The organism is Amycolatopsis solani (assembly GCF_033441515.1).
Classification (GTDB): Bacteria; Actinomycetota; Actinomycetes; order Mycobacteriales; family Pseudonocardiaceae; genus Amycolatopsis; species Amycolatopsis solani.
In genome coordinates this window covers 3,759,461-3,781,503 of the sequence record NZ_JAWQJT010000001.1, presented here as the reverse complement: position 1 = coordinate 3,781,503, position 22,043 = coordinate 3,759,461, and the positions used below count along the sequence as shown (strand labels likewise).

Sequence of the window (22,043 nt, the reverse complement as noted above, 5' to 3'; positions counted from 1 at the left end):
GACCTCACCCAGCCCGCGTCCGGCCAGCCCGCGCCGCTGGACCACGCGACGAGCGACCAGCGGCGACGTCGCGAATGACTCATTCGGGACCTCCAACGCCCCCAATGACCCATTCGCGACCCCACCCAGCCCGCGCCCGGCCAATCCACGCCGCTGGACCACGCAACGAGCCACCAGCGGCAGCGTCGCGAATGACTCATTCGGGACCTCCAACGCCCCCAATGACCCATTCGCGACACCACCCAGCCCCCGCCCGGCCAGCCCGCACCGCCAGACCACGCGACGAGCGACCAGCGGCAACGTCGCGAATGACTCATTCGCGACCCCCAGCGCCCCCAGAACCCCAGGCGTCCGCCCTTGAGCGAGGCCGTCCCCTTCCCACCGCGCCGCGTCTTCGCCCTGGTCACCGCGATCATCACCCTCGCCGCGGCCACCACGCTCGCCAACCGCGTGCTCCCCGGCTGGGCCTACCCCGTCTGCGGCCTCACCGCCGCCCTCATCCTCGTCGCCCTAGCCCGCGCCGCCGGAATCGACTGGGCCGACCTCGGCCTGAGCACCCTCCGCCGCCCCGCTCTCGTCGGCCTCGCCGGCGCCGGGCTCATCGCCGTCGTCTTCGGCGTCGCGCTCGCCGTGCCCTTTCTCCGGACCGTCTACCAAGACGGCCGCGTCGGTGACCCCGACCTCGGGCAGCTGCTGTGGCTGACCTGCGGCCGCATCCTGTTCGGGACCGTGCTCATCGAAGAGGTCGCCTTCCGCGGGGTGCTGCCCGCGCTCTTCGGCGCGACCGACGACCGCTGGCGCTGGCCGCCCATCCTCTGCTCGGCCGCGCTCTTCGGGCTCTGGCACGCCCTGCCCGCGCTCGCCATCGGCCGCAACGCCGCGGTGCACGCCGCCTTCGGGGCGACGCCCGTGGTCGTGCTGCAGGTGCTCGCCATGGCCGCGGCGGGGGTCGCCGGCATCTTCCTGCACTGGTGGCGGCACGCCGGGCGGGGCGTGCTCGCCTCCGTCATCGTGCACTTCACGACGAACGCCGGCGGGCTCACCCTCGCCGTACTGGTGCGATAGCTAGGAGCGGACCAGCCGCGCGATCGCGTCCGACGCCTCGCGCACCTTGAGGTCCGCTTCTTCGCCGCCGGAAGCCGCCGCCTGGACGACGCACGTCGCCAGGTGCTCGTCGAGCAGCTCCAGCGAGAACGACTGCAGTGCCTTCGTCGCCGCCGACACCTGGGTCAGGATGTCGATGCAGTACTTGTCCTGCTCGACCATGCGCTGCAGCCCGCGGATCTGCCCCTCGATCCGGCGCAAGCGCTTGAGATAGGCCTCTCGCTCGGTGCTGTACCCCGTCATCGCCAACCTGTCCCCTCGTCCGCGTCCCTGACCACCGACTATACCCTCCGGGGGTTCAGCGGAAGTGGCGCAGCCGGAGGCTGTTGCTCACCACGAACGCCGACGAGCACGCCATCGCCGCGCCCGCGATCATCGGGTTCAGCAGGCCGAGCGCCGCGAGCGGCAGCGCCGCCACGTTGTACGCGAACGCCCAGAAGAGGTTGCCCTTGATCGTCGCGAGCGTGCGGCGGGCCAGCCGGATCGCGTCGGCCGCCACGCGCAGGTCGCCGCGGACCAGGGTCAGGTCGCTCGCTTCGATCGCCGCGTCCGTACCCGTGCCCATCGCCAGGCCCAGGTCCGCCTGGGCGAGCGCGGCCGCGTCGTTGACGCCGTCGCCGGCCATCGCCACCACGCGGCCCTCGGCCTGCAGCCGCTTGACGACGTCGACCTTGCCCTCCGGCAGCACCTCGGCGGCGACCTCGTCGATGCCCGCCTCGGCCGCGATCGCCCGGGCCACACCCGCGCTGTCGCCGGTCAGCAGCACCGGCGTCAGGCCCAGTTCCCGCAGCTCGGCGACCGCTCGCGCGGACGTCGGCTTGATCGTGTCGGCGACGACCAGGGTGCCGCGGACCTCGCCGTCCCAGGTCACGCCGACCGTCGTCCCGTCACCCGCCGCGCGCCCCACGCTGACCGTGCGCCCCTCGACCACGCCGGTCACGCCGACGCCGGGGGTGCCGCGGAATTCCGTGACCGCGGGCAGCGCGCCGAACCGCGCGCGGGCGGCGTCGGCGATGGCGCGGCCGATCGGGTGCTCGGACGCGGCCTCGACGGCGCCCGCCAGCCGGAGCGCTTCGCCGTCGCCCTCGACGAGCGTCATCCGCCCGGTGGTGACGGTGCCGGTCTTGTCCAGCACCACGGTGTCGACGCGGCGGGTGGACTCGAGCACCTCGGGGCCCTTGATGAGGATGCCCAGCTGGGCGCCGCGGCCGGTGCCGACGAGCAGCGCCGTCGGCGTGGCCAGGCCGAGCGCGCACGGGCAGGCGATGATCAGCACGGCGACGGCCGCGGTGAACGCCGCTTCCGTCGCGCCGCCGGTGGCCAGCCAGACGACCAGCGTCGCGAGCGCCGCGAACACGACCGCCGGGACGAACACCGCCGAGACGCGGTCGGCGAGCCGCTGCACCTCGGCCTTGCCGTTCTGCGCGGCCTCGACCAGCCGGGCCATCTGCGCCAGCCGCGTGTCGGCGCCGACGCGGGTGGCGCGCACGAGGAGCCGCCCGCCGGAGTTCACGGTGGCGCCGGTGACCGCGTCGCCCGGCCCGACCTCGACCGGCACGGACTCGCCGGTCAGCATGCTGGTGTCGACCGCAGACCCGCCCTCGGTGACGACGCCGTCGGTGGCGATCTTCTCGCCGGGCCGCGCCACGAAGACGTCGCCGGGGTGCAGGTCCGCCACCGGAACCAGGTGCTCTTCGCCGTCGCGGAGGACGGTGACGTCCTTCGCGCCGAGGTCCATCAACGCGCGCAGGGCGGCGCCGGCGCGGCGCTTCGACCGCGTCTCGAAGTAGCGGCCGGCCAGGATGAACGTCGTGACGGCGGCGGCGACCTCGAAGTACAGGCTGTCACCCGCCATCCCGGAGCTGATCAGCTCGAAGCCGTGGCGCATGCCGATCTCGCCCGCCATGCCGAACAGCAGCGCGTACAGCGACCAGGCCGTCGCGGCGACGACGCCGAGCGAGATGAGCGTGTCCATCGTCGCGGTGGCGTGCCGGAGGTTGACCGCGGCGGCGCGGTGGAACGGCCACGCGCCCCAGCTCACGACCGGCGCGGCGAGGGCGAGCGAGACCCACTGCCAGTAGTCGAACTGCCAGGCCGGGACCATCGCGAGGGCGATGAGCGGGACGGTCAGCGCCGCCGAAAGGAGCAAACGCTTGCGCAGCGTGGGCGCCTCGTCCGGCGCTTCGGGCTCGGGGAGCCGCGCGGAGTACCCGGCGGCTTCGACCACGGCCGTCAGGTCCTCGACCGACAGCGCGCTCGGGTAGCTGACCTGGGCCTTTTCGGTGGCGTAGTTGACCGTCGCGGTGACGCCCTCGACCTTGTTGAGCTTGCGCTCGACGCGGGAGGCGCAGGACGCGCACGTCATGCCGCCGATGGCGAGCTCGACGCGCTCCGCGGTGGTCGCTTCGGCCGGCATCAGGCGACCAGGCGGTATCCGGCCTCGGTGACGGCCGCCGCGACCGCTTCGGCGGTCAGCGGGGTGTCGCTGGTCACGATCACGCGCCCGCTCTCGAAATCGACGTCGACCTGCCGGACCCCGGCGAGTTCGGAGACCTCTTCGCGGACCGAGGTGGCGCAGTGTCCGCAGGTCATGCCCTCGACGGTGTAGGTCGCTTCGGTCATGTGAAGGTCCTTTCGCTCTCCCTCCTTTATACCCATCGGGGGTAGGGGTTCTCCACCGGGCCCCGACAGACTCGAAGCATGCGCAAGCTCTACGCGATCGGGATCGGTGCCGGCGACCCGGAGCACCTCACGGTGCAGGCGATCGACCGCCTCAACCGCGTCGACGTCTTCTTCGTCCTCGACAAGGGCTCGGAGAAGGCCGACCTGGTGCGGCTGCGGCAGGAGATCCTCGACCGGTTCGTCACCCGCGCGGACTACCGCGTGGTGCTGGCGGAGGACCCGCCCCGCGACCGCACGCCGGTGGACTACCGGGCCGCGGTCGCCGACTGGCACGCGGCGCGCGCGGAGGTCTACGAGCGGCTGATCCGGTCCGAGCTGGGTCCGTCCGGCACGGGAGCGTTCCTGGTGTGGGGCGACCCGTCGCTGTACGACAGCACGATCGCCTTGATCGAGGCGGTGCTCGCGCGGGGGAACGTCGAGTTCGAGTACGAGGTCGTTCCGGGGGTCAGCAGCATCTCGGCACTGGTGGCCCGCCACCGGACGACGATGAACCAGATCGGCCGGGCGGTCCAGCTGACGACGGGCCGCCGGCTGGCCGAGGGCTGGCCGGACGGGGCCGACGACGTCTTCGTGCTCCTGGACGCCCACACCACGTTCGACCGCTTCACCGGCGAGGGCTTGCAGATCTTCTGGGGCGCCTACGTGGGTACACCGGACGAAATCCTGCTTTCGGGCCCGCTGACGGCCGGCTTGGCCGACGAGATCCGCCGCGTCCGGACGGCGGCGCGGGAGCGCCACGGCTGGATCATGGACACGTACCTGCTGCGCCGGCCGGTCCGGAAATAGCGAAAGGCCCCGGGAGAACCGAAGTTCTCGACCGGGGCCTTTCGTTTAAGTAAGTTCGGCGGTGTCCTACTCTCCCACAACCCTTCGGTTGCAGTACCATCGGCGCTGTCAAGCTTAGCTTCCGGGTTCGGAATGGGACCGGGCGTTTCCCTGACGCTAAAACCACCGAAACACTCCGAAACAACACACACTGTCACCAGCGTGGTGTTTCAGAACCGTAGAGTGGATGCGCAACATCTTCGTAGACAAGTCCTCGGCCTATTAGTACCAGTCAACTCGACAACACATTACTGTGCTTCCATTTCTGGCCTATCAACCCAATGGTCTATTGGGAGCCTTAACCCACAAAGGGTGGGATACCTCATCTTGGAACAGGCTTCCCGCTTAGATGCCTTCAGCGGTTATCCCTTCCGAACGTGGCCAACCAGCCATGCCCTTGGCAGAACAACTGGCACACCAGAGGTTCGTCCGTCCCGGTCCTCTCGTACTAGGGACAGCCTTCCTCAAGTATCCTACGCGCGCGGCGGATAGGGACCGAACTGTCTCACGACGTTCTAAACCCAGCTCGCGTGCCGCTTTAATGGGCGAACAGCCCAACCCTTGGGACCTACTCCGGCCCCAGGATGCGACGAGCCGACATCGAGGTGCCAAACCATGCCGTCGATATGGACTCTTGGGCAAGATCAGCCTGTTATCCCCGGGGTACCTTTTATCCGTTGAGCGACACCCCTTCCACCAGGAGGTGCCGGATCACTAGTCCCGACTTTCGTCCCTGCTCGACATGTCTGTCTCACAGTCAAGCTCCCTTGTGCACTTGCACTCAACACCTGATTGCCAACCAGGCTGAGGGAACCTTTGGGCGCCTCCGTTACTCTTTAGGAGGCAACCGCCCCAGTTAAACTACCCATCAGGCACTGTCCCTGAACCAGATCATGGCCCGAGGTTCAGATTCCCAATTCGACCAGAGTGGTATTTCAACAACGACTCCACACCCACTAGCGTGAGCGCTTCACAGTCTCCCACCTATCCTACACAAGCCGAACCGAAAACCAATACCAAACTATAGTAAAGGTCCCGGGGTCTTTCCGTCCTGCCGCGCGTAACGAGCATCTTTACTCGTAGTGCAATTTCGCCGGGCCTGTGGTTGAGACAGCCGGAAAGTCGTTACGCCATTCGTGCAGGTCGGAACTTACCCGACAAGGAATTTCGCTACCTTAGGATGGTTATAGTTACCACCGCCGTTTACTGGCGCTTAAATTCTCAGCTTCGCCCCGAAAGGCTAACCGGTCCTCTTAACGTTCCAGCACCGGGCAGGCGTCAGTCCATATACATCGTCTTGCGACTTCGCATGGACCTGTGTTTTTAGTAAACAGTCGCTTTCCGCTGGTCTCTGCGGCCACCCACCCCTAGCTTGCAAGAAGCTTCAGGATGTTTGGCCCCCCTTCTCCCGAAGTTACGGGGGCATTTTGCCGAGTTCCTTAACCACAGTTCACCCGATCGCCTTGGTATTCTCTACCTGACCACCTGTGTTGGTTTGGGGTACGGGCCGTGCATGCACTCACTAGAGGCTTTTCTCGGCAGCATAGGATCACTCTACTTCGCCTCAAACGGCTACGCATCACGTCTCAGAGTATATAAAGCACGGATTTGCCTATGCTTTCTCCTACACGCTTACACCAGGACAACCATCGCCTGGCGGAGCTACCTTCCTGCGTCACCCCATCGCTTGACTACTACGAAATCAGGTCCCACGCTCCACAATGCCAACTAGGCCCGAAGGCTTCGCCGGCACGCTTCGGGTGGTTAGTATCAAACGCCTCGTCATGGGCGCACATGCTCGGGTACGGGAATATCAACCCGTTGTCCATCGACTACGCCTGTCGGCCTCGCCTTAGGTCCCGACTTACCCTGGGCGGATTAGCCTGGCCCAGGAACCCTTGGTCATCCGGCGGCAGAGTTTCTCACTCTGCATTCGCTACTCATGCCTGCATTCTCACTCCCACACCCTCCACGACTGGCTTCCGCCGCCGCTTCCCTGGATGCAGGACGCTCCCCTACCCATCAACACGACTAGATGTTCGCCTCAAGGACGAACACCGATCTATTGTGTCAATGACACAGCTTCGGCGGTGTGCTTAAGCCCCGCTACATTGTCGGCGCAGGACCACTTGACCAGTGAGCTATTACGCACTCTTTCAAGGGTGGCTGCTTCTAAGCCAACCTCCTGGTTGTCTGGGCAATCCCACATCCTTTCCCACTGAGCACACACTTAGGGGCCTTAGCTGGTGTTCTGGGCTGTTTCCCTCTCGACGACGAAGCTTATCCCCCGCCGTCTCACTGCCACGCTCTCACTAACCGGTATTCGGAGTTTGGTTGATTTCGGTAACCCGGTAAGGCCCCTAGACCATCCAGTAGCTCTACCCCCGGCAAGAAACACGTGACGCTGCACCTAAATGCATTTCGGGGAGAACCAGCTATCACGGAGTTTGATTGGCCTTTCACCCCTACCCACAGCTCATCCCCTCAGTTTTCAACCTAAGTGGGTTCGGGCCTCCACGACGTCTTACCGTCGCTTCACCCTGGCCATGGGTAGATCACTCCGCTTCGGGTCTAGACCACGCGACTCATTCGCCCTATTCAGACTCGCTTTCGCTACGGCTACCCCACACGGGTTAACCTCGCCACGCAGCACTAACTCGCAGGCTCATTCTTCAAAAGGCACGCCATCACCCAAAGGCTCTGACGGCTTGTAGGCACACGGTTTCAGGTACTCTTTCACTCCCCTCCCGGGGTACTTTTCATCTTTCCCTCACGGTACTCGTCCGCTATCGGTCTTCAGGAAGTATTTAGGCTTACCGGGTGGTCCCGGCAGATTCACAGCAAATTCCACGAGCTCGCTGCTACTCGGGAACACCACCAAGGTCCTTGCAACTGGTTTTCGCGTACGGGGCTCTCACCCACTCCGGCCCGCCATCCCAAGCGGTTCCACTAACACACGTGATCATTCCGAGGACTGTCAGATCCTCGACGCTGGGTCCCACAACACCGCACATACAACGCCTGACAGCTTGACATATGCACGGTTTAGCCTCTTCCGCTTTCGCTCGCCACTACTCACGGAATCACGGTTGTTTTCTCTTCCTACGGGTACTGAGATGTTTCACTTCCCCGCGTTCCCTCCACACACCCTATATATTCAGGTGCGGGTAACACCACATCACTGGTGCTGGGTTTCCCCATTCGGAAATCCTCGGATCACAGCTCGGTTGACAGCTCCCCGAGGCTTATCGCAGCCTCCTACGTCCTTCATCGGCTCCTGAAGCCAAGACATCCACCATGTGCCCTTAACAACTTGACCACAAAGATGCTCGCATCCACTCTACAGTTCTCAAACACCACACCAGAAACAAACGTCCCTAGGGGGGTAAGCCCCTCGGCGTGTTGCCTCAGGACCCAACAGTGTGCCAGGAACATGCCCGCGCCCAACTCGGAAGGCGGCTTTCCACGCGGAACCGAAGCCCCGCAGTACTAGCCGGCGACCTCATCGCCACGCGAACACTTAGACCAGTAGTTCCACAATTCCTTGAGCAACCATCGCAGCAATACAGTCGATCGCTAAGTGATGGCCACTCCCAGACTCTATGAGCTGGGATGTGTTGTGCTCCTTAGAAAGGAGGTGATCCAGCCGCACCTTCCGGTACGGCTACCTTGTTACGACTTCGTCCCAATCGCCAGTCCCACCTTCGACCACTCCCTCCCCGAAGGGTTGGGCCATGGGCTTCGGGTGTTACCGACTTTCATGACGTGACGGGCGGTGTGTACAAGGCCCGGGAACGTATTCACCGCAGCGTTGCTGATCTGCGATTACTAGCGACTCCGACTTCACGCAGTCGAGTTGCAGACTGCGATCCGAACTGAGACCGGCTTTAAGGGATTCGCTCCACCTCGCGGTATCGCAGCCCTCTGTACCAGCCATTGTAGCATGTGTGAAGCCCTGGACATAAGGGGCATGATGACTTGACGTCATCCCCACCTTCCTCCGAGTTGACCCCGGCAGTCTCCCACGAGTCCCCGCCATAACGCGCTGGCAACGTAGGATAAGGGTTGCGCTCGTTGCGGGACTTAACCCAACATCTCACGACACGAGCTGACGACAGCCATGCACCACCTGTACACCAACCACAAGGGAAGCCCCATCTCTGGGGATGTCTGGCGCATGTCAAGCCCAGGTAAGGTTCTTCGCGTTGCATCGAATTAATCCACATGCTCCGCCGCTTGTGCGGGCCCCCGTCAATTCCTTTGAGTTTTAGCCTTGCGGCCGTACTCCCCAGGCGGGGCGCTTAATGCGTTAGCTACGGCACGGACAACGTGGAATGTCGCCCACACCTAGCGCCCAACGTTTACAGCGTGGACTACCAGGGTATCTAATCCTGTTCGCTCCCCACGCTTTCGCTCCTCAGCGTCAGTATCGGCCCAGAGACCCGCCTTCGCCACCGGTGTTCCTCCTGATATCTGCGCATTTCACCGCTACACCAGGAATTCCAGTCTCCCCTACCGAACTCAAGTCTGCCCGTATCGACCGCACGCTCCACGTTAAGCGTGGAGATTTCACGGCCGACGCGACAAACCGCCTACGAGCTCTTTACGCCCAATAAATCCGGACAACGCTCGCACCCTACGTATTACCGCGGCTGCTGGCACGTAGTTAGCCGGTGCTTCTTATCCAGGTACCGTCACTTGCGCTTCGTCCCTGGCGAAAGAGGTTTACAACCCGAAGGCCGTCATCCCTCACGCGGCGTCGCTGCATCAGGCTTGCGCCCATTGTGCAATATTCCCCACTGCTGCCTCCCGTAGGAGTCTGGGCCGTGTCTCAGTCCCAGTGTGGCCGGTCACCCTCTCAGGCCGGCTACCCGTCGTCGCCTTGGTAGGCCATTACCCCACCAACAAGCTGATAGGCCGCGGGTTCATCCTGCACCGCCGGAACTTTCAACCACCCACCATGCGGTAGGTAGTGATATCCGGTATTAGACCTCGTTTCCAAGGCTTATCCCAGAGTGCAGGGCAGATTACCCACGTGTTACTCACCCGTTCGCCACTCATCCCCACCCGAAGGTGGTTCAGCGTTCGACTTGCATGTGTTAAGCACGCCGCCAGCGTTCGTCCTGAGCCAGGATCAAACTCTCCAACAATGAATAGTTTAATCGAGGCAAATTTTACTTGCTCTCAAAGGAACCTCATACGAGGTTTCATATATAAGCTCTACTGGCTTAGTTCACTAGCACACTGTTGAGTTCTCAAGCAACACACCCCGAGTCGCACCGCCGTCAAGCGGCCTTACTCGAAGCGAGTTATTTCTAGCAGTTTTTGGTGGGCCACCCACTCAATCGCTTCTGCGAGAGCTTGGTTCGTGTCCCTGCCGCTCGGTTTCCCTGGCGACTTGGAGAACTTTACATGCCCCGAAAGGGCCCGAAACAGGGGGGTCCCTTAACAAGATCAGCGCAGGTCAGACCCCATGACGGAGCCCGTCCACGGCCCAGTGTGCCCCGAACCGCCCGCGAGCGCCAGGCAAAAACATTGCTCCGAGTACATTGCACCGTATTGCTCCGCGCTAGTGCTCCGCTTAACGTCGGCCGCATGAACCTCGCCTACGACGACCTCGGCCCGCGGGACGGACGCCCGGTCCTCCTGGTCCACGGCCACCCCTTCGACCGCTCGATGTGGCGACCCCAGGCCGAGTACCTGGCCGAGCGGGGCCACCGGGTGGTGACCCCCGACCTCCGCGGCTACGGCGACTCCGGGAGCAGCGACACCAAGACCGGCCTCGACGTCTTCGCGCACGACCTCGTCGAGCTGGCCGACCACCTCGGGCTGGCGAGCTTCGTCCTCGGCGGCCTCTCCATGGGCGGCCAGATCGTCATGCAGCTGGTGCGGGACCACCCGAGCCGGGTCAGCGCACTCCTCCTGGCCGACACCTTCGCCGGCCTCGACACCCCGGCGGCCAAGCAGGCGCGCCTCGACACCGCCGCGAGGATCACCGAGCAGGGCATGGACGCCTACGCCGACGAGCTCCTCCCCAAGATGATCTCGAAGCAGACCCGCGCGACCAGGCCCGACGTCGAGGCCCACGTCCGGCGCATGATGCGCACCGCGCCGAAAGAAGGAGCCGCGGCCGCGCTGCGCGGACGTGCCGAGCGCCCCGACTACACGCCGGCGCTCTCCCACATAGCCGTGCCGACCCTGGTCGTCGTCGGCAGCGAGGACGAGTTCACGCCGGTCGCCGACGCCGAGCTCATCCACCGCGAGGTCCCGCGTTCGACCCTGGTGGTGATCGAAGGCGCGGGCCACCTGCCTAACCTGGAGCGCGAGACCGAGTTCAACGACGCCCTCGAAACGTTCCTCAAGAGCAGCGGAGCAACTCCATGACCCAGCAGACCGTGTTCGTGACCGGCGCCAGCGCCGGCTTCGGCGACGCCATCGCGCGCCGGTTCGTCGCCGAGGGCGCCCGCGTGATCGCCGTCGCCCGCAGCGCGGACAAGCTCGAGAAGCTCGCCGGCGAGCTCGGCGACGCCGTCCTGCCCGTGACCCTCGACGTCAGCGACCCCGACGCCGTCAAGAACACCGTCGAAAGCCTGCCGGACGACTGGAAGACCGTGGACGTCCTGGTCAACAACGCCGGTCTGGCGAAGGGCCTCCAGCCCGCCCACCAGGCCGTCCTCGACGACTGGGACCAGATGATCGCGACCAACGTCCGCGGCCTCGCGCACGTCACGCGCGCGCTGCTGCCCGGGATGGTCGAGCGCGGCCGCGGCCACGTGATCAACATCGGCTCGATCGCCGGCACCTACCCCTACCCCGGCGGCAACGTCTACGGCGCGACCAAGGCGTTCGTCCACCAGTTCAGCCTCAACCTGCGCAGCGACCTGCACGGCACCGGCGTCCGCGTGACGAACGTCGAGCCCGGCATGGTGGGCGGCACGGACTTCTCGAAGGTCCGCTTCGACGGCGACGCCGCGAAGGCCGACAAGGTGTACGAGGGCACCACGCCGCTGACCGCGGAGGACGTCGCCGAGTCGGTGTACTGGGCCGCCAGCCAGCCGAAGCACGTGAACATCAACGTCATCGAGCTGATGCCGGTGGTCCAGAGCTTCTCGGCCCTGCAGATCTACCGGGAGAGCTGAAAGAGGGAGAAGAGCGCCTGCTGCTCCGGGTCCGACCCGGTCAGCAGGCGCTTGGTCCGCGGCCGCCCGCCGGTCGACGGGTACGTCAGCACCAGCTCGCCGATGCCCGCGAGCCGGTCCAGCAGCTCCCGGACCGACAGGTTCATGCCCGCCCGGTCCGCCTCGCGGCGCATCAGGTGGGTCACCGTCGCCGCCAGCACCGACACCAGGCCGTGGGCCGCGATCCGCGCGCGCGTCCACTCCCAGCGCGGGGTCGGGCCGGTCAGCGCGGGCCCGGTCAGCCAGCGGAACGTCGACTCCAGGTGAGTGCGCGCGCGGTAGGCCGTGACGACGTCGCCGACCGGCCAGTCCCGGTCGGTGACCAGGACCTGCTTGCCGAAGAACTCGTCGTCCAGCCGGGCCACCGCGGCGGAATCGATCCGCCGTTCCACCCGGATCTCGCCGGGCCGGGTGCCGGTGAGCACGGCGGTGAGGACGCGTTCGATGCGCCGCCCGCGTGTGACCCGGCCGATTTCGGCGTGCACTTGCGCGCGGTCGCCGCGGTGGGTGCCGGCGGCCAGCGCCGCGGCCAGGCCGTCCAGCTCGCGGGTGGTGGTGGCCAGCTCGTCGGCGAACGCCCGGGACTGGGCCGCGTGCAGGGTCGCCGAGTGGGTCAGGACCACCCGGCGGCGGACGCCGTCGACGACCGCGTGCGTGTCGAGCGCGGTGAGGCCGGCGAACCGCTCGGGGTCGACGCGCTTGCGGGCCGACGCGGGCTGCGTCAGCAGCTCCGGGTGGTCGGTCAGCGGCAACGAGCCGACGAACCCGCTGCGGGAACCGAGGTCGAGCTGCGCGGCCTGCCCGGCGTGGAAGACCAGCGTGGCCGGGCCCAGCTCGCCGGTCAGCGCGGCGAACGTCGGGGCGTTGTCGCGGCGGTACAGCCGCGAGGCCAGCGGGATGGCGCCGTCGCGGGTGACGCGCAGTCCCACGCCGGCGAGCACCTCCCGGCAGGCCGAGGGCAGCGTGCAGTCCGCGGGGGCGAACACGGCGAACTGCGGGACGTCGACGGCGAGGGCTTCGTGGTCGTCGAGCGTCTCGAGGACGGCGGTGGAAACGGTCTCCTCGATCCCCGCGATCCGCTCCGGGGTCAGGCGTTCCAGCGTCCGCCACAGACCATCCACTGTGGACAGCCGGACCAGGTCCGCGGCCGGGCTCGCTTCCCACCACTGCGCGATCGGCGTCTCCGGCGCGGTCGCGCGGTGCAGCACCGCGACGGCCAGGCTCGACCCCAGCGACGGCTTCGACCGCACGACGTCGTCGACGCGGCGGACGAAGTCCAGCCGGGACAGCGTCGCCCACACCGCGGCGACGTCGCCGTACGTCCGGTGCGAAGCCGACGCCGGTTCGCCACCCGGGACGGCGCGGGCGATCTCGTCGGCCGTGCCGAGATAACGCTGGGTCACCACCCGGGGCTTGCCGTCGACCCGGGCGGACTCCGCCAGGTAGTAGTACGTCCGGCCGCCGATCTTCTTGCCGACCACTGATGCCACCCTTTAGGTAATACACCCCGGACAGGTGATCGACAACCCGCCGAGCGCGCTGACCTGCGACGACGATCACGTCCGCGTTCCACCCCAGCCAGGTGCGGAACGCACACTGGCTGGTCGCGCGAGGACGGTCCTAGCGTGGGTGGAATGGGACCCGAACCCGACGCCACCGCCCCGACCGCCTCCGCGATGCGCCGCGCGCTCGCCCGGGCGCGTGACGGGAAGACACTCGACGTAGCCGAAGCGGCCGTCCTGCTGCACGCCCGCGGCGAAGACCTGGGGAAGCTGTCCGAGTACGCGTCGCGCATCCGCGACGCCGGCCTGGCCGAGGCCGGGCGCGCCGGCATCATCACCTACAGCCGCAAGGTCTTCATCCCGCTGACCCGCCTGTGCCGCGACCGCTGCGGCTACTGCACCTTCGTCACGGTGCCGGGCCGGCTCGAATCGCCGTTCCTCTCCCCGGACGAGGTCCTCGACATCGCCCGCAAAGGCGCGGAGATGGGCTGCAAGGAAGCCCTCTTCACGCTCGGCGACCGGCCCGAGGACCGCTGGAAGGCCGCGCGCGAGTGGCTGGACGCGCACGGCTACGACGACACGCTCTCCTACGTCCGCGCGATGGCCATCCGCGTCCTCGAGGAAACCGGCCTGCTGCCGCACCTCAACCCGGGCGTGCTGACCTGGCAGGACTTCCAGCGGCTCAAGCCGGTCGCGCCGTCGATGGGCATGATGCTGGAGACCACGGCGACCCGGCTGTGGTCCGAAAAGGGCGGGCCGCACTACGGCTCGCCGGACAAGGATCCGGCGGTCCGGCTGCGGGTGCTCGAAGACGCCGGGCGCAGCTCGGTCCCGTTCACCACCGGTGTCCTGATCGGCATCGGCGAGACGTTCGAGGAACGCGCGGACGCGCTGTTCGAGATCCGCAAGGTCGCCAAGACCTACGGCGGCATCCAGGAAGTCATCGTGCAGAACTTCCGCGCCAAGCCGGACACGAAGATGCGCGCGACCCCGGACGCCGACCTCGAAGAGCTCGCCGCGAACATCGCCGTCGCCCGGCTGGTGCTCGGGCCGAAGATGCGCATCCAGGCACCGCCGAACCTGATCGGCAGCCAGTACGACCTGATGATCCGCGCCGGCATCGACGACTGGGGCGGCGTCTCGCCGCTGACCCCGGACCACGTCAACCCGGAACGCGCGTGGCCGCAGATCGACGAGCTCGCCCGCCGCACCGAGAAGGCCGGCTTCGAGCTCAAGGAACGGCTCACCATCTACCCCGAGTACGTCAAGGCCGGCGAGCCGTGGCTGGACCCGCGGATCACGCGGCACGTCGCCGCGCTCGTCGACTACGACACCGGGATGGCCCGCGAGGGCGCGATGCCGGTCGGCATCCCGTGGCAGGAGCCGGACGGCGGCTGGCAGGAGTCCGGGCGCACCGACCTGCACACCGAGATCGACACCACCGGCCGCACCGAAGACCGCCGCAGCGACTTCGACTCCGTCTACGGGGACTGGAAGGAGATCGGCGACCGGATCAAGACCGGGCCGCAGAAGTTCGACTCCACCGTCCTGGAAGCCTTGCGCAGCGCGGAAAAGGACCCGGCCGGGCTGTCCGACGACGCCGCGCTCGCGCTGCTGCACGCCGAGGGTCGCGAGCTGGACGCGTTCACGAAGCTCGCCGACGACCTGCGGCGCGAGACGGTCGGGGACGACGTCACGTTCGTCGTCACGCGGAACATCAACTTCACCAACGTCTGCTACACGGGTTGCCGCTTCTGCGCCTTCGCGCAGCGTCGCACCGACGCCGACGCGTACACGCTCTCGCTGGAGCAGGTCGGCGACCGCGTCGACGAGGCGTGGGCCGCGGGCGCGACCGAGATCTGCATGCAGGGCGGCATCCACCCGGACCTGCCGGGCACCGCGTACTTCGACCTCGCGGCCGAGGTCAAGCGCCGTCAGCCGGACATCCACCTGCACTCGTACAGCCCGATGGAGGTCGTCAACGGCGCTTCGCGGACCAACCTGTCCCTTCGCGACTGGCTGATCGCGGCGAAGGAGTCCGGGGTGGACTCACTGCCGGGCACGGCGGCGGAGATCCTCGACGACGACGTCCGCTGGGTGCTCACCAAGGGCAAACTGCCGACGTCGGAGTGGATCAAGGTGGTCACGACGGCGCACGAGGTCGGGCTCCCGACGACGTCGACGATGATGTACGGCCACGTCGACACGCCCGCGCACTGGGTCGCGCACCTCAAGCTCCTCGCCCGGCTGCAGCGGGAAGGCCTGGAGAAGCACGGCAAGCGCGGGTTCAGCGAGTTCGTGCTGCTGCCGTTCATCCACCAGAGCTCCCCGATCTACCTCGCCGGGCTCGCCCGCCCGGGCGCGACGCAGAACGAGAACCGCGCGGTGCACGCGCTGTCCCGGCTGCTGCTGCACGGCATGATCGACAACATCCAGAGCTCCTGGGTCAAGCTCGGCACCGAGGGCAGCCGCGCGGTGCTGCAGGGCGGCGTCAACGACATCGGCGGCACGCTGATGGAGGAGACGATCAGCCGGATGGCGGGCGCGTCGAACGGGTCGTACAAGACGATCAGCGACATGCGCGAGATGGTCGAGCCGCTGGGCAGGCCGCTGGTGCAGCGCACGACGGGGTACGGCCGCCCGTCGGCCGAGCGCATCGCCGCGGCGGAGGCTTCGGACGGCGTCGCGACGGCGGTGCGCAAGCCGCTCCTGCCGTTGCTGACCCCGTGAGGTGACGTAGTGAATGACTCATTCCTGTCGTCCGGCGACAGGAATGAGTCATTCACGGCATCCGGCGCCGGGCCCGCTAGTCTTCCGGCGCATGGGGGTTTCTCGCATAGTGCCGTTGTCCGTGCTCGCGCTCCTGGCCGGCTGCGGCAGTCCGCCACCCGCTCCGGTGCCCACAGTGACGGCGAGTCCCAGTCCGACGTACGCGCCGCCGCCGTCGAGCGGGCTGTCCCTTTCGGTCGGACCGGTCGAAGCCGGGCTCGGGCACCGCGCCAGCGTGCTGACGCTGACCAACCGGGACAGCCTGCCGCGGAAAGTGACCGGCTACCCGGACCTGAAGGTGCTGGCGAGTGACGGCACACCGCTCGACGTCAAGGTCGAGCACGGAACCTCATACTTCGCGCGGGACCTCGGCCCGCAGGACCTGACCGTCCGGCCGGGCGAGCACGTCGTGGCCGTGCTCGCCTGGTCGGCCACCGTCACCTCCGGCGACACGCGCACGGGTGCGGCGATTTCGGTGGTGCCCGTCGCCGGCGAAAGTGCGCAAAAGCAGCCCCTCGACACCGATCTGGGCACCACGGACACCGTCACGCTCAGTTCGTGGGCGACCGGAATCGGCGGTTGATGACCTTGTGTCACCGCTCACAAACGCACGGGTGACCACACCGGATTTGTGCTACCACTTTCCTTTCACGACCAGGGCAAGCACCGAAGCTTCACCTGCCGGAAGGACTTCGATGAGCACCTCCGTGGACGCGTTGGGCATGGTCGACACCGAGCGCTACCCGCTCACCGATCCGGGAAGCGCCGCCTGGCGGGAAATCGTCGGCCGCACCCGCGCGGACCTGGCCGAAGCCGGCTGCAGCGTGCTGGCCGACTTCGTCCGGCCGGAACTGCGGGAGGTGCTGCGCACCGAGTGCGCCGAGCTCGAGCCGCACGCCTACACGAAGATCGAAAAGGTCAACGCCTACAACACCGCGGTCGGCGAGCCGCTGCCCGAAGACCACCCCGGCCGGACGATCATGGAACGCGGCAACGCCTTCGTCGCCCGCGACCGCATCCCCGCGTCGTCGATCATCGACCGGCTCTACACGAGCCCGTTGTTCCAGCGGTTCGTCGCGGACTGCTTCGACCTGCCCGAACTGTACGAACTCGCCGATCCCCTCGCCGGGCTGACGCTCAACGTGATCGCGCCCGGCCGCGCGCACCCGTGGCACTTCGACACGAACGCCTACACCGTGAGCATGCTGACGCAGGCCGCGGAAGCGGGCGGCACCTTCGAGTTCTGCCCGGGCATCCGGTCCACCGCTGACGAAAACTTCCCCGCGGTGCGGGCGGTCCTCGCCGGTGACACCCGCCTGGTGCGGCGGCTGGACCTCCGGCCGGGCGACCTCCAATTGTTCAAAGGCCGCTTCGCCTTGCACCGGGTCAGTACGGTGGAGGGCGCGATCGCGCGGCATTCCGCGATCTTCGCCTACAGCGAGCGCCCGGGGGTGATCGGCAGCGCGGAGCGGACCCGCCAGCTCTTCGGCCGCGTCCTGCCGGCCCACCTCGCCGGGCACACCGTCCGCGGCGACGAACTGCTCGACTGAGAGATCAGGAGCCTGGCCCGTGCCTTTCGACTCGACCGGCAAGATCTCGTTCGACCACATCTACACCGCGCCCGACCCGCGCCCGTTCTTCGGGACACTGCGGCGCGTGGACTACCACATCCCGCAGCTGGCGAAGCCGTACTTCGCGAAGCTGATCGACGAACACCCCGCGGAGCGCCCGACCGTGCTCGACGTCGGCTGCTCCTACGGCGTCAACGCCGCGCTCCAGCGCTGCGACGCCACGATGGACGACCTGTACGCCCACTACACCGACCCGGCCGTGGCCGCGCTCGGCCACGCGCAGCTGATCGAGGCGGATCGGGCCCGGATCGTCGACGACGGCGGCCCGCGGTTCTACGGCCTGGACGCGTCGGCCCCCGCGCTCGAGTACGCGCTTTCCGCCGGGTTCCTCGACGAGGCGATCCACGCCGACCTCGAGCGCGACGACCCGGACGGCACCCAGCGGAAGCTCCTCGACGACGTCGACCTCGTCGTCTCCACCGGCTGCGTCGGCTACGTCACCGAGAAGACCATCACCCGGATCGCGCGCGGCGCGCGGCCGTGGATGGCGCACTTCGTGCTGCGGATGTTCTCCTACGACCCGATCGCCGAGAGCCTGGCCGAGCTGGGCTACGAGACCGCCGAAGTCGGCGGGGTGTTCCGGCAGCGGCGGTTCGCCTCCGCCGAAGAGCAGGCGCAGATCCTCGACACCCTCGACGCCGCCGGCGTCGATCCGACCGGGCTCGAGTCCGAAGGGTGGCTCTACGCCCGGTTGTTCGTTTCCCGCCCCGAAGGCGCGGCCGCCTTGGCCACCGCGCTCGAAACCCACGAAGAAGGATGATCGTGAGCAGTCCGGAATGGTCCACCCGCACCTTCGGCAACGAGGATCGGCTCCCCCGCGTCCCCGTTCCCACGCTGGAGGACAGCGGCCGCCGCTTCCTCGAGTGGTGCGCCCCGCTGCTGACCCCGGACGAGCTGGCGGAGACCGAAGCGGCCGTCGCGGAGTTCCTGGCCCCGGGCAGCCCCGCGCACGGGTTGCAGGCCGCGCTCGAGGAGTACGACCGTTCGCCCGGCGTGCGCAGCTGGCTCGACACGTTCTGGCCGTACCGCTACCTCGGCCGTCGCGACCGGATCGCGCTCAACGCCAACTTCTTCTTCCTGTTCCAGGATTCGCCACTGGGCCAGGTCGAGCGCGCGGCCGAGCTGACCGCGTCCGCGGTGGACTACAAGCTGAAGCTCGACGAGGAGCTGGTGCCGCCGGTGCGGGTGCGCGGTGTGCCGCAGTCGATGGTGCAGCACAAGTACCTGTTCTCGGCGACGCGCATCCCGGGCCAGGTGCTCGACACCGCGCGCACGCCGTACCGCGAAGGCTGGGAAGGGCCTTCGCGGGAGCGGCACATCGTCGTGTTCCACCACGACACGCCGTTCCGGCTGGACGTCATCGCGGGCGACGGCCGCCCGTACTCGCCGGCCCAGCTGGCGGAAGCGCTGCACGCGATCCTCAAGGACGACCACGTGGCCGAGGTGCCGCCGGGGCACTTCACGACGAAGGCGCGCGCGGACTGGGCGGTCTCGCGGACCGCGTTGATCGACGCGGGCAACGCGGCTTCCCTGGAGACGATCGAGACGGCGCTGTTCTGCCTGTGCCTGGACGACTTCGCGCCGTCGGACACCCTGGAGGCGAGTGACCGGCTGCTGTACGGCGACAACCGCTGGTACGACAAGGCCGTTTCGCTGATCGTCTTCGAAGACGGCACCGCGGGGATCAACGTCGAGCACTGCGAACTCGACGGCACCACGATCCTCGGCTTCACCGACGCGCTGCTGAGCGGCTCGCGGGAGGCCCGCGAGCCGGCTTCGGGCGTCCCCGGTTACGAGCCGATCGACTTCGCGCTGACCGACTCCCTCCGCGAAGACGCGCTCGCGGCCGGGATCGCCTTCCGGGCGTACGCGGACGCGACCGCGACGCAGACGGTGTCGTTCGATTTCGGGGCCGACCGGGCCAAGGAGCTCGGGATGTCGCCGGACGCGTTCGCGCAGATGTCGTACCAGCTGGCACACCGCCGCGCGAAGGGACTGACGGGGGCGACGTACGAGTCGATCGCCACCCGGCAGTTCCAGAACGGCCGCACCGAAGCCATGCGGGTGGTGACCCCCGAGGTCGTGCGCTTCGCCGACGTCATGACCGACCCGGCGGCGTCCGACGAGGAGAAGCGGTCGGCCTTCCGCGCGGCGGCGGCGAAGCACGTCGCCCGTGCGAAGGAGTGCCAGGCCGGTGACGCACCCGAGCAGCACCTGTGGGAGCTGCAGCTGATCGGGAAACGCCGCGGGGACACCTCGGACCCGGCACTGTATTCGTCGCCGGGCTGGCTGAAGACCCGCGACGACTACCTGAGCACCAGCTCGGCCCCGTCGGTCAACATCCAGTACTTCGGGTTCGGCTCGACGAGCCCGCAGTGCATCGGCATCGCGTACGTGCTCCTGCCGGACCGCTGGAACATCTACCTGAGCACGCCGAAGCACGTGTCGGCGGAGATGCACCGCTTCGCCGGAGACCTGGCGGTCGCGGTCCGGGAACTGCAGGCCCTCCTAGCCGAGTAGGCGAGCGCCCCAAGGCGGCCTTGGTTGCGTCTGACGCACCGAAGGCCGCCTTGGGTGCGTCAGACGCACCGAAGGCCACATTGGGGCGCTTGAAGCGGGAGCTGAGGCCCTACTGGCCGAGTAGGCGGCGCAGCCAGGTCAGCCGGGCGGCGCGCGCCGCCCGGCTGATCGACGCCTTCGGGGCCAGGGAGTCGAAGCCGTGGAAGCCGCCCGGCCACACGTGCAGCTCGGCCTCGCCGCCCGCCTGCCACAGCCGGGACGCGTACGTCACCACCTCGTCGCGGAACGTCTCCGCCGTGCCGACGTCCAGGAACGCCGGGGGCAGGCTGGACAGGTCCTCGGCGCGGGCCGCGGCCGCGTACGGTGGGACGTCCGCGGTGCCGCGGCGGTCGCCGAGGTAGGCCGTCCAGCCGACGTTGTTCGCCGTGCGGTCCCACAGGCCGCGGCCGTCGAGCTCGAGCGCGGACGGGGTGTCGTTGCGGTCGTCCAGCATCGGGCAGAGCAGTAGCTGGCCGGCCAGTGCCGGGCCGCCGCGGTCGCGAGCGAGCAACGCCGTGGCCGCCGCGAGGCCGCCGCCCGCGCTGATCCCGCCGATCAGCAGCCGGCCCGGGAGGTGCTCGGCCGTCCAGACGAGACCGGTGTAGCAGTCCTCGACCGGCGCCGGGTACGGGTGCTCCGGCGCCAGCCGGTAGCCCGGCGAAACGACGGTCAGGTTCGCCTCGGCCGCCCAGTCCAGCAGGTTCGGCACGTCCGCGCCGAGGTGGCTGCCGACGATCGTGCCGCCGCCGTGGACGTAGTACAGGACGCCCGCGCTCGAAGCCGGCGCCAGCACCAGCAGCGGGACGTCGCCCGCGTGCTCCTCCGAGACCCGGTGCGCCGGGAACGCGGCGGCCAGCTCCTCGACCGTCTTGTGCTCGGCGGCGTTCAGCGCGCGGCGGCCGGGGATGTCGGCCGGGGACGCCAGCGGCGGGCGCAGGGCCCGCAGCTCCTCGACGACGGGCGCCAGCTCCGGGTCGAACGGCGGCGGCGTCACGTCGTGGGGTCCGAGACCACGAGCACCAGCGACCCTTCGAACGTCTCCTGCTCGCGCAGCTTGCCGTAGCGGCGGTCCCACGTGCCGTCGTCGAGGTCGTGCTGCAGTTCCGCGGCGAAGCGGTGGTGCACGCGGTCGTCGACGAAGCTCCACGCCGAGCACGACAGCCGCGCGCCCGGGTCCAGCAGCCGTTCGGGCCGCGCGTAGTAGGCCTCGTTGAAGCCGTCGGTGCAGTCGCTCGGGATGGGCACGCCGATGATCGACGTGTGCCCGCCGAGCCCGTCGGCGATGTCGTCGACCGGCGGGTAGCGCCGGGCCTCGGTTTCGATCACCTCGGGCGCGTAGTCGAGCAGCCAGAACCGCCGCAGCAGGGCCGGGTCGCAGGTCAGGACGGCGACCGGGCCGCGCGTGACGCGGCGCGTCTCCTTCAGCCCGAGCCAGAGGTCGTTCCACTGGTGCACGCTGAACGTGCTCATCGCGCCCTCGAACGCGCGGTCCGGGAACGGCAGCTTCTCGGCGACGGCGTCCACCGCGGGCGGCAGGCCGGCCGGGCGCTGCGCGCGCATCGACGCCGAGGGCTCGACGGCGGTCACTTCGCGGTCTTCGGGCTCGTACGCCCCGGCGCCCGCGCCGACGTTCAGCACGGTTCGCGCGTCGCCCAGCGCGTCGAGGAGGTACTGGCCGATGCGCGGGTCCGGCTTGCGGTAATCGGTGTACACGCCACCGATCGCGCCGTAGTCCGCGTCCCCTGCGCTGCCGTCAGCGCGTCGCTGGCTCATCCCCAGAAACTATCAGCGCG

The 22,043-nt window shown here is 67.9% G+C and carries 15 protein-coding genes and 3 rRNA genes; 9 read left to right on the top strand and 9 right to left on the bottom strand.

The window, feature by feature from the left end:
• Positions 1-357 precede the first annotated feature (357 nt).
• A complete protein-coding gene (locus tag SD460_RS17990) occupies positions 358-1,065 on the top strand; it encodes a CPBP family intramembrane glutamic endopeptidase (RefSeq protein ID WP_290062774.1) in 708 nt (235 codons plus the stop codon).
• On the opposite strand, the gene SD460_RS17985 is transcribed toward SD460_RS17990, so the two are convergent.
• From SD460_RS17985 to SD460_RS17975, 3 genes are read right to left on the bottom strand one after another with little or no spacing between them, the layout of a single operon-like run.
• The gene (locus SD460_RS17985) at positions 1,066-1,347 is read right to left on the bottom strand and encodes a metal-sensitive transcriptional regulator (RefSeq protein ID WP_290062773.1); all 282 of its coding nucleotides are present in this window, start codon (positions 1,345-1,347) and stop codon (positions 1,066-1,068) included.
• Positions 1,348-1,402: 55 nt separating this feature from the next.
• Positions 1,403-3,520 carry a heavy metal translocating P-type ATPase gene (locus SD460_RS17980; protein ID WP_290062772.1) on the bottom strand — a complete coding sequence of 706 codons (2,118 nt, stop codon included), beginning with the start codon at positions 3,518-3,520 and terminating at the stop codon, positions 1,403-1,405.
• A complete protein-coding gene (locus tag SD460_RS17975; RefSeq protein ID WP_290062771.1) occupies positions 3,520-3,726 on the bottom strand; it encodes a heavy-metal-associated domain-containing protein in 207 nt (68 codons plus the stop codon). Before SD460_RS17975 ends, SD460_RS17980 begins: the two co-directional genes overlap by 1 nt.
• Before the next feature lie 78 nt (positions 3,727-3,804).
• Here SD460_RS17975 and cobF point away from each other — a divergent pair, with 78 nt between their 5' ends.
• A complete protein-coding gene (gene cobF / locus SD460_RS17970) occupies positions 3,805-4,572 on the top strand; it encodes a precorrin-6A synthase (deacetylating) (RefSeq protein WP_318306400.1) in 768 nt (255 codons plus the stop codon).
• 53 nt (positions 4,573-4,625) lie between these two features.
• On the opposite strand, the gene rrf is transcribed toward cobF, so the two are convergent.
• From rrf to SD460_RS17955, 3 genes are all read right to left on the bottom strand, one after another.
• Positions 4,626-4,742 (bottom strand): 5S ribosomal RNA (gene rrf / locus SD460_RS17965).
• 71 nt (positions 4,743-4,813) lie between these two features.
• Positions 4,814-7,930: ribosomal RNA gene (locus SD460_RS17960) — 23S ribosomal RNA — on the bottom strand.
• 311 nt (positions 7,931-8,241) lie between these two features.
• Positions 8,242-9,761 (bottom strand): 16S ribosomal RNA (locus SD460_RS17955).
• Together the 16S, 23S and 5S rRNA genes form the textbook arrangement of a ribosomal RNA operon.
• Positions 9,762-10,206: 445 nt before the next feature.
• On the opposite strand from SD460_RS17955, the gene SD460_RS17950 reads away from it, so the two are divergent.
• Entirely contained in the window at positions 10,207-10,995 is a 789-nt protein-coding gene (locus SD460_RS17950; RefSeq protein WP_290058367.1) for an alpha/beta fold hydrolase, read from the top strand.
• Positions 10,992-11,750 carry an SDR family oxidoreductase gene (locus SD460_RS17945; protein ID WP_290058368.1) on the top strand — a complete coding sequence of 253 codons (759 nt, stop codon included), beginning with the start codon at positions 10,992-10,994 and terminating at the stop codon, positions 11,748-11,750. Before SD460_RS17950 ends, SD460_RS17945 begins: the two co-directional genes overlap by 4 nt.
• Here the strand turns inward: SD460_RS17945 and SD460_RS17940 are convergent.
• Positions 11,735-13,270, bottom strand: a complete 1,536-nt coding sequence (locus tag SD460_RS17940) for an IS1634 family transposase (RefSeq protein WP_290058383.1) — start codon at positions 13,268-13,270, stop codon at positions 11,735-11,737. The genes SD460_RS17945 and SD460_RS17940 overlap by 16 nt on opposite strands.
• Before the next feature lie 153 nt (positions 13,271-13,423).
• Here SD460_RS17940 and SD460_RS17935 point away from each other — a divergent pair, with 153 nt between their 5' ends.
• The 5 genes from SD460_RS17935 (at position 13,424) to SD460_RS17915 (ending at position 20,211) form a co-directional block, all read left to right on the top strand.
• Entirely contained in the window at positions 13,424-16,021 is a 2,598-nt protein-coding gene (locus tag SD460_RS17935) for a bifunctional FO biosynthesis protein CofGH (protein WP_290058369.1), read from the top strand.
• Positions 16,022-16,112: 91 nt separating this feature from the next.
• Positions 16,113-16,643, top strand: a complete 531-nt coding sequence (locus SD460_RS17930) for a DUF4232 domain-containing protein (RefSeq protein ID WP_290058370.1) — start codon at positions 16,113-16,115, stop codon at positions 16,641-16,643.
• 112 nt (positions 16,644-16,755) lie between these two features.
• Complete coding sequence (locus SD460_RS17925) at positions 16,756-17,610, top strand: HalD/BesD family halogenase (RefSeq protein ID WP_290058371.1); 855 nt, start codon at positions 16,756-16,758, stop codon at positions 17,608-17,610.
• A 19-nt stretch (positions 17,611-17,629) separates the two neighbouring features.
• Positions 17,630-18,451, top strand: a complete 822-nt coding sequence (locus tag SD460_RS17920; protein ID WP_290058372.1) for a class I SAM-dependent methyltransferase — start codon at positions 17,630-17,632, stop codon at positions 18,449-18,451.
• Positions 18,448-20,211 (top strand): choline/carnitine O-acyltransferase, encoded by a 1,764-nt coding sequence (locus SD460_RS17915; protein WP_290058373.1) that lies wholly within the window; start codon positions 18,448-18,450, stop codon positions 20,209-20,211. The genes SD460_RS17920 and SD460_RS17915 overlap by 4 nt, the downstream gene beginning before the upstream one ends.
• A 109-nt stretch (positions 20,212-20,320) precedes the next feature.
• Here the strand turns inward: SD460_RS17915 and SD460_RS17910 are convergent, their stop codons facing one another.
• Positions 20,321-21,244 carry an alpha/beta hydrolase fold domain-containing protein gene (locus SD460_RS17910; protein ID WP_318306399.1) on the bottom strand — a complete coding sequence of 308 codons (924 nt, stop codon included), beginning with the start codon at positions 21,242-21,244 and terminating at the stop codon, positions 20,321-20,323.
• Entirely contained in the window at positions 21,241-22,023 is a 783-nt protein-coding gene (locus SD460_RS17905) for a class I SAM-dependent methyltransferase (RefSeq protein ID WP_290058376.1), read from the bottom strand. Before SD460_RS17905 ends, SD460_RS17910 begins: the two co-directional genes overlap by 4 nt.
• Positions 22,024-22,043 lie beyond the last annotated feature (20 nt).

Coding starts and splice junctions, on each gene's coding strand:
- SD460_RS17915 (WP_290058373.1), top strand. CDS start 18,448: ATGATCGTGAGCAGTCCGGAATGGTCCACCCGCACCTTCGGCAACGAG.
- SD460_RS17930 (WP_290058370.1), top strand. CDS start 16,113: ATGGGGGTTTCTCGCATAGTGCCGTTGTCCGTGCTCGCGCTCCTGGCC.
- SD460_RS17935 (WP_290058369.1), top strand. CDS start 13,424: ATGGGACCCGAACCCGACGCCACCGCCCCGACCGCCTCCGCGATGCGC.
- cobF (WP_318306400.1), top strand. CDS start 3,805: ATGCGCAAGCTCTACGCGATCGGGATCGGTGCCGGCGACCCGGAGCAC.
- SD460_RS17985 (WP_290062773.1), bottom strand. CDS start 1,347: ATGACGGGGTACAGCACCGAGCGAGAGGCCTATCTCAAGCGCTTGCGC.
- SD460_RS17980 (WP_290062772.1), bottom strand. CDS start 3,520: ATGCCGGCCGAAGCGACCACCGCGGAGCGCGTCGAGCTCGCCATCGGC.
- SD460_RS17905 (WP_290058376.1), bottom strand. CDS start 22,023: ATGAGCCAGCGACGCGCTGACGGCAGCGCAGGGGACGCGGACTACGGC.
- SD460_RS17945 (WP_290058368.1), top strand. CDS start 10,992: ATGACCCAGCAGACCGTGTTCGTGACCGGCGCCAGCGCCGGCTTCGGC.
- SD460_RS17975 (WP_290062771.1), bottom strand. CDS start 3,726: ATGACCGAAGCGACCTACACCGTCGAGGGCATGACCTGCGGACACTGC.
- SD460_RS17925 (WP_290058371.1), top strand. CDS start 16,756: ATGAGCACCTCCGTGGACGCGTTGGGCATGGTCGACACCGAGCGCTAC.
- SD460_RS17950 (WP_290058367.1), top strand. CDS start 10,207: ATGAACCTCGCCTACGACGACCTCGGCCCGCGGGACGGACGCCCGGTC.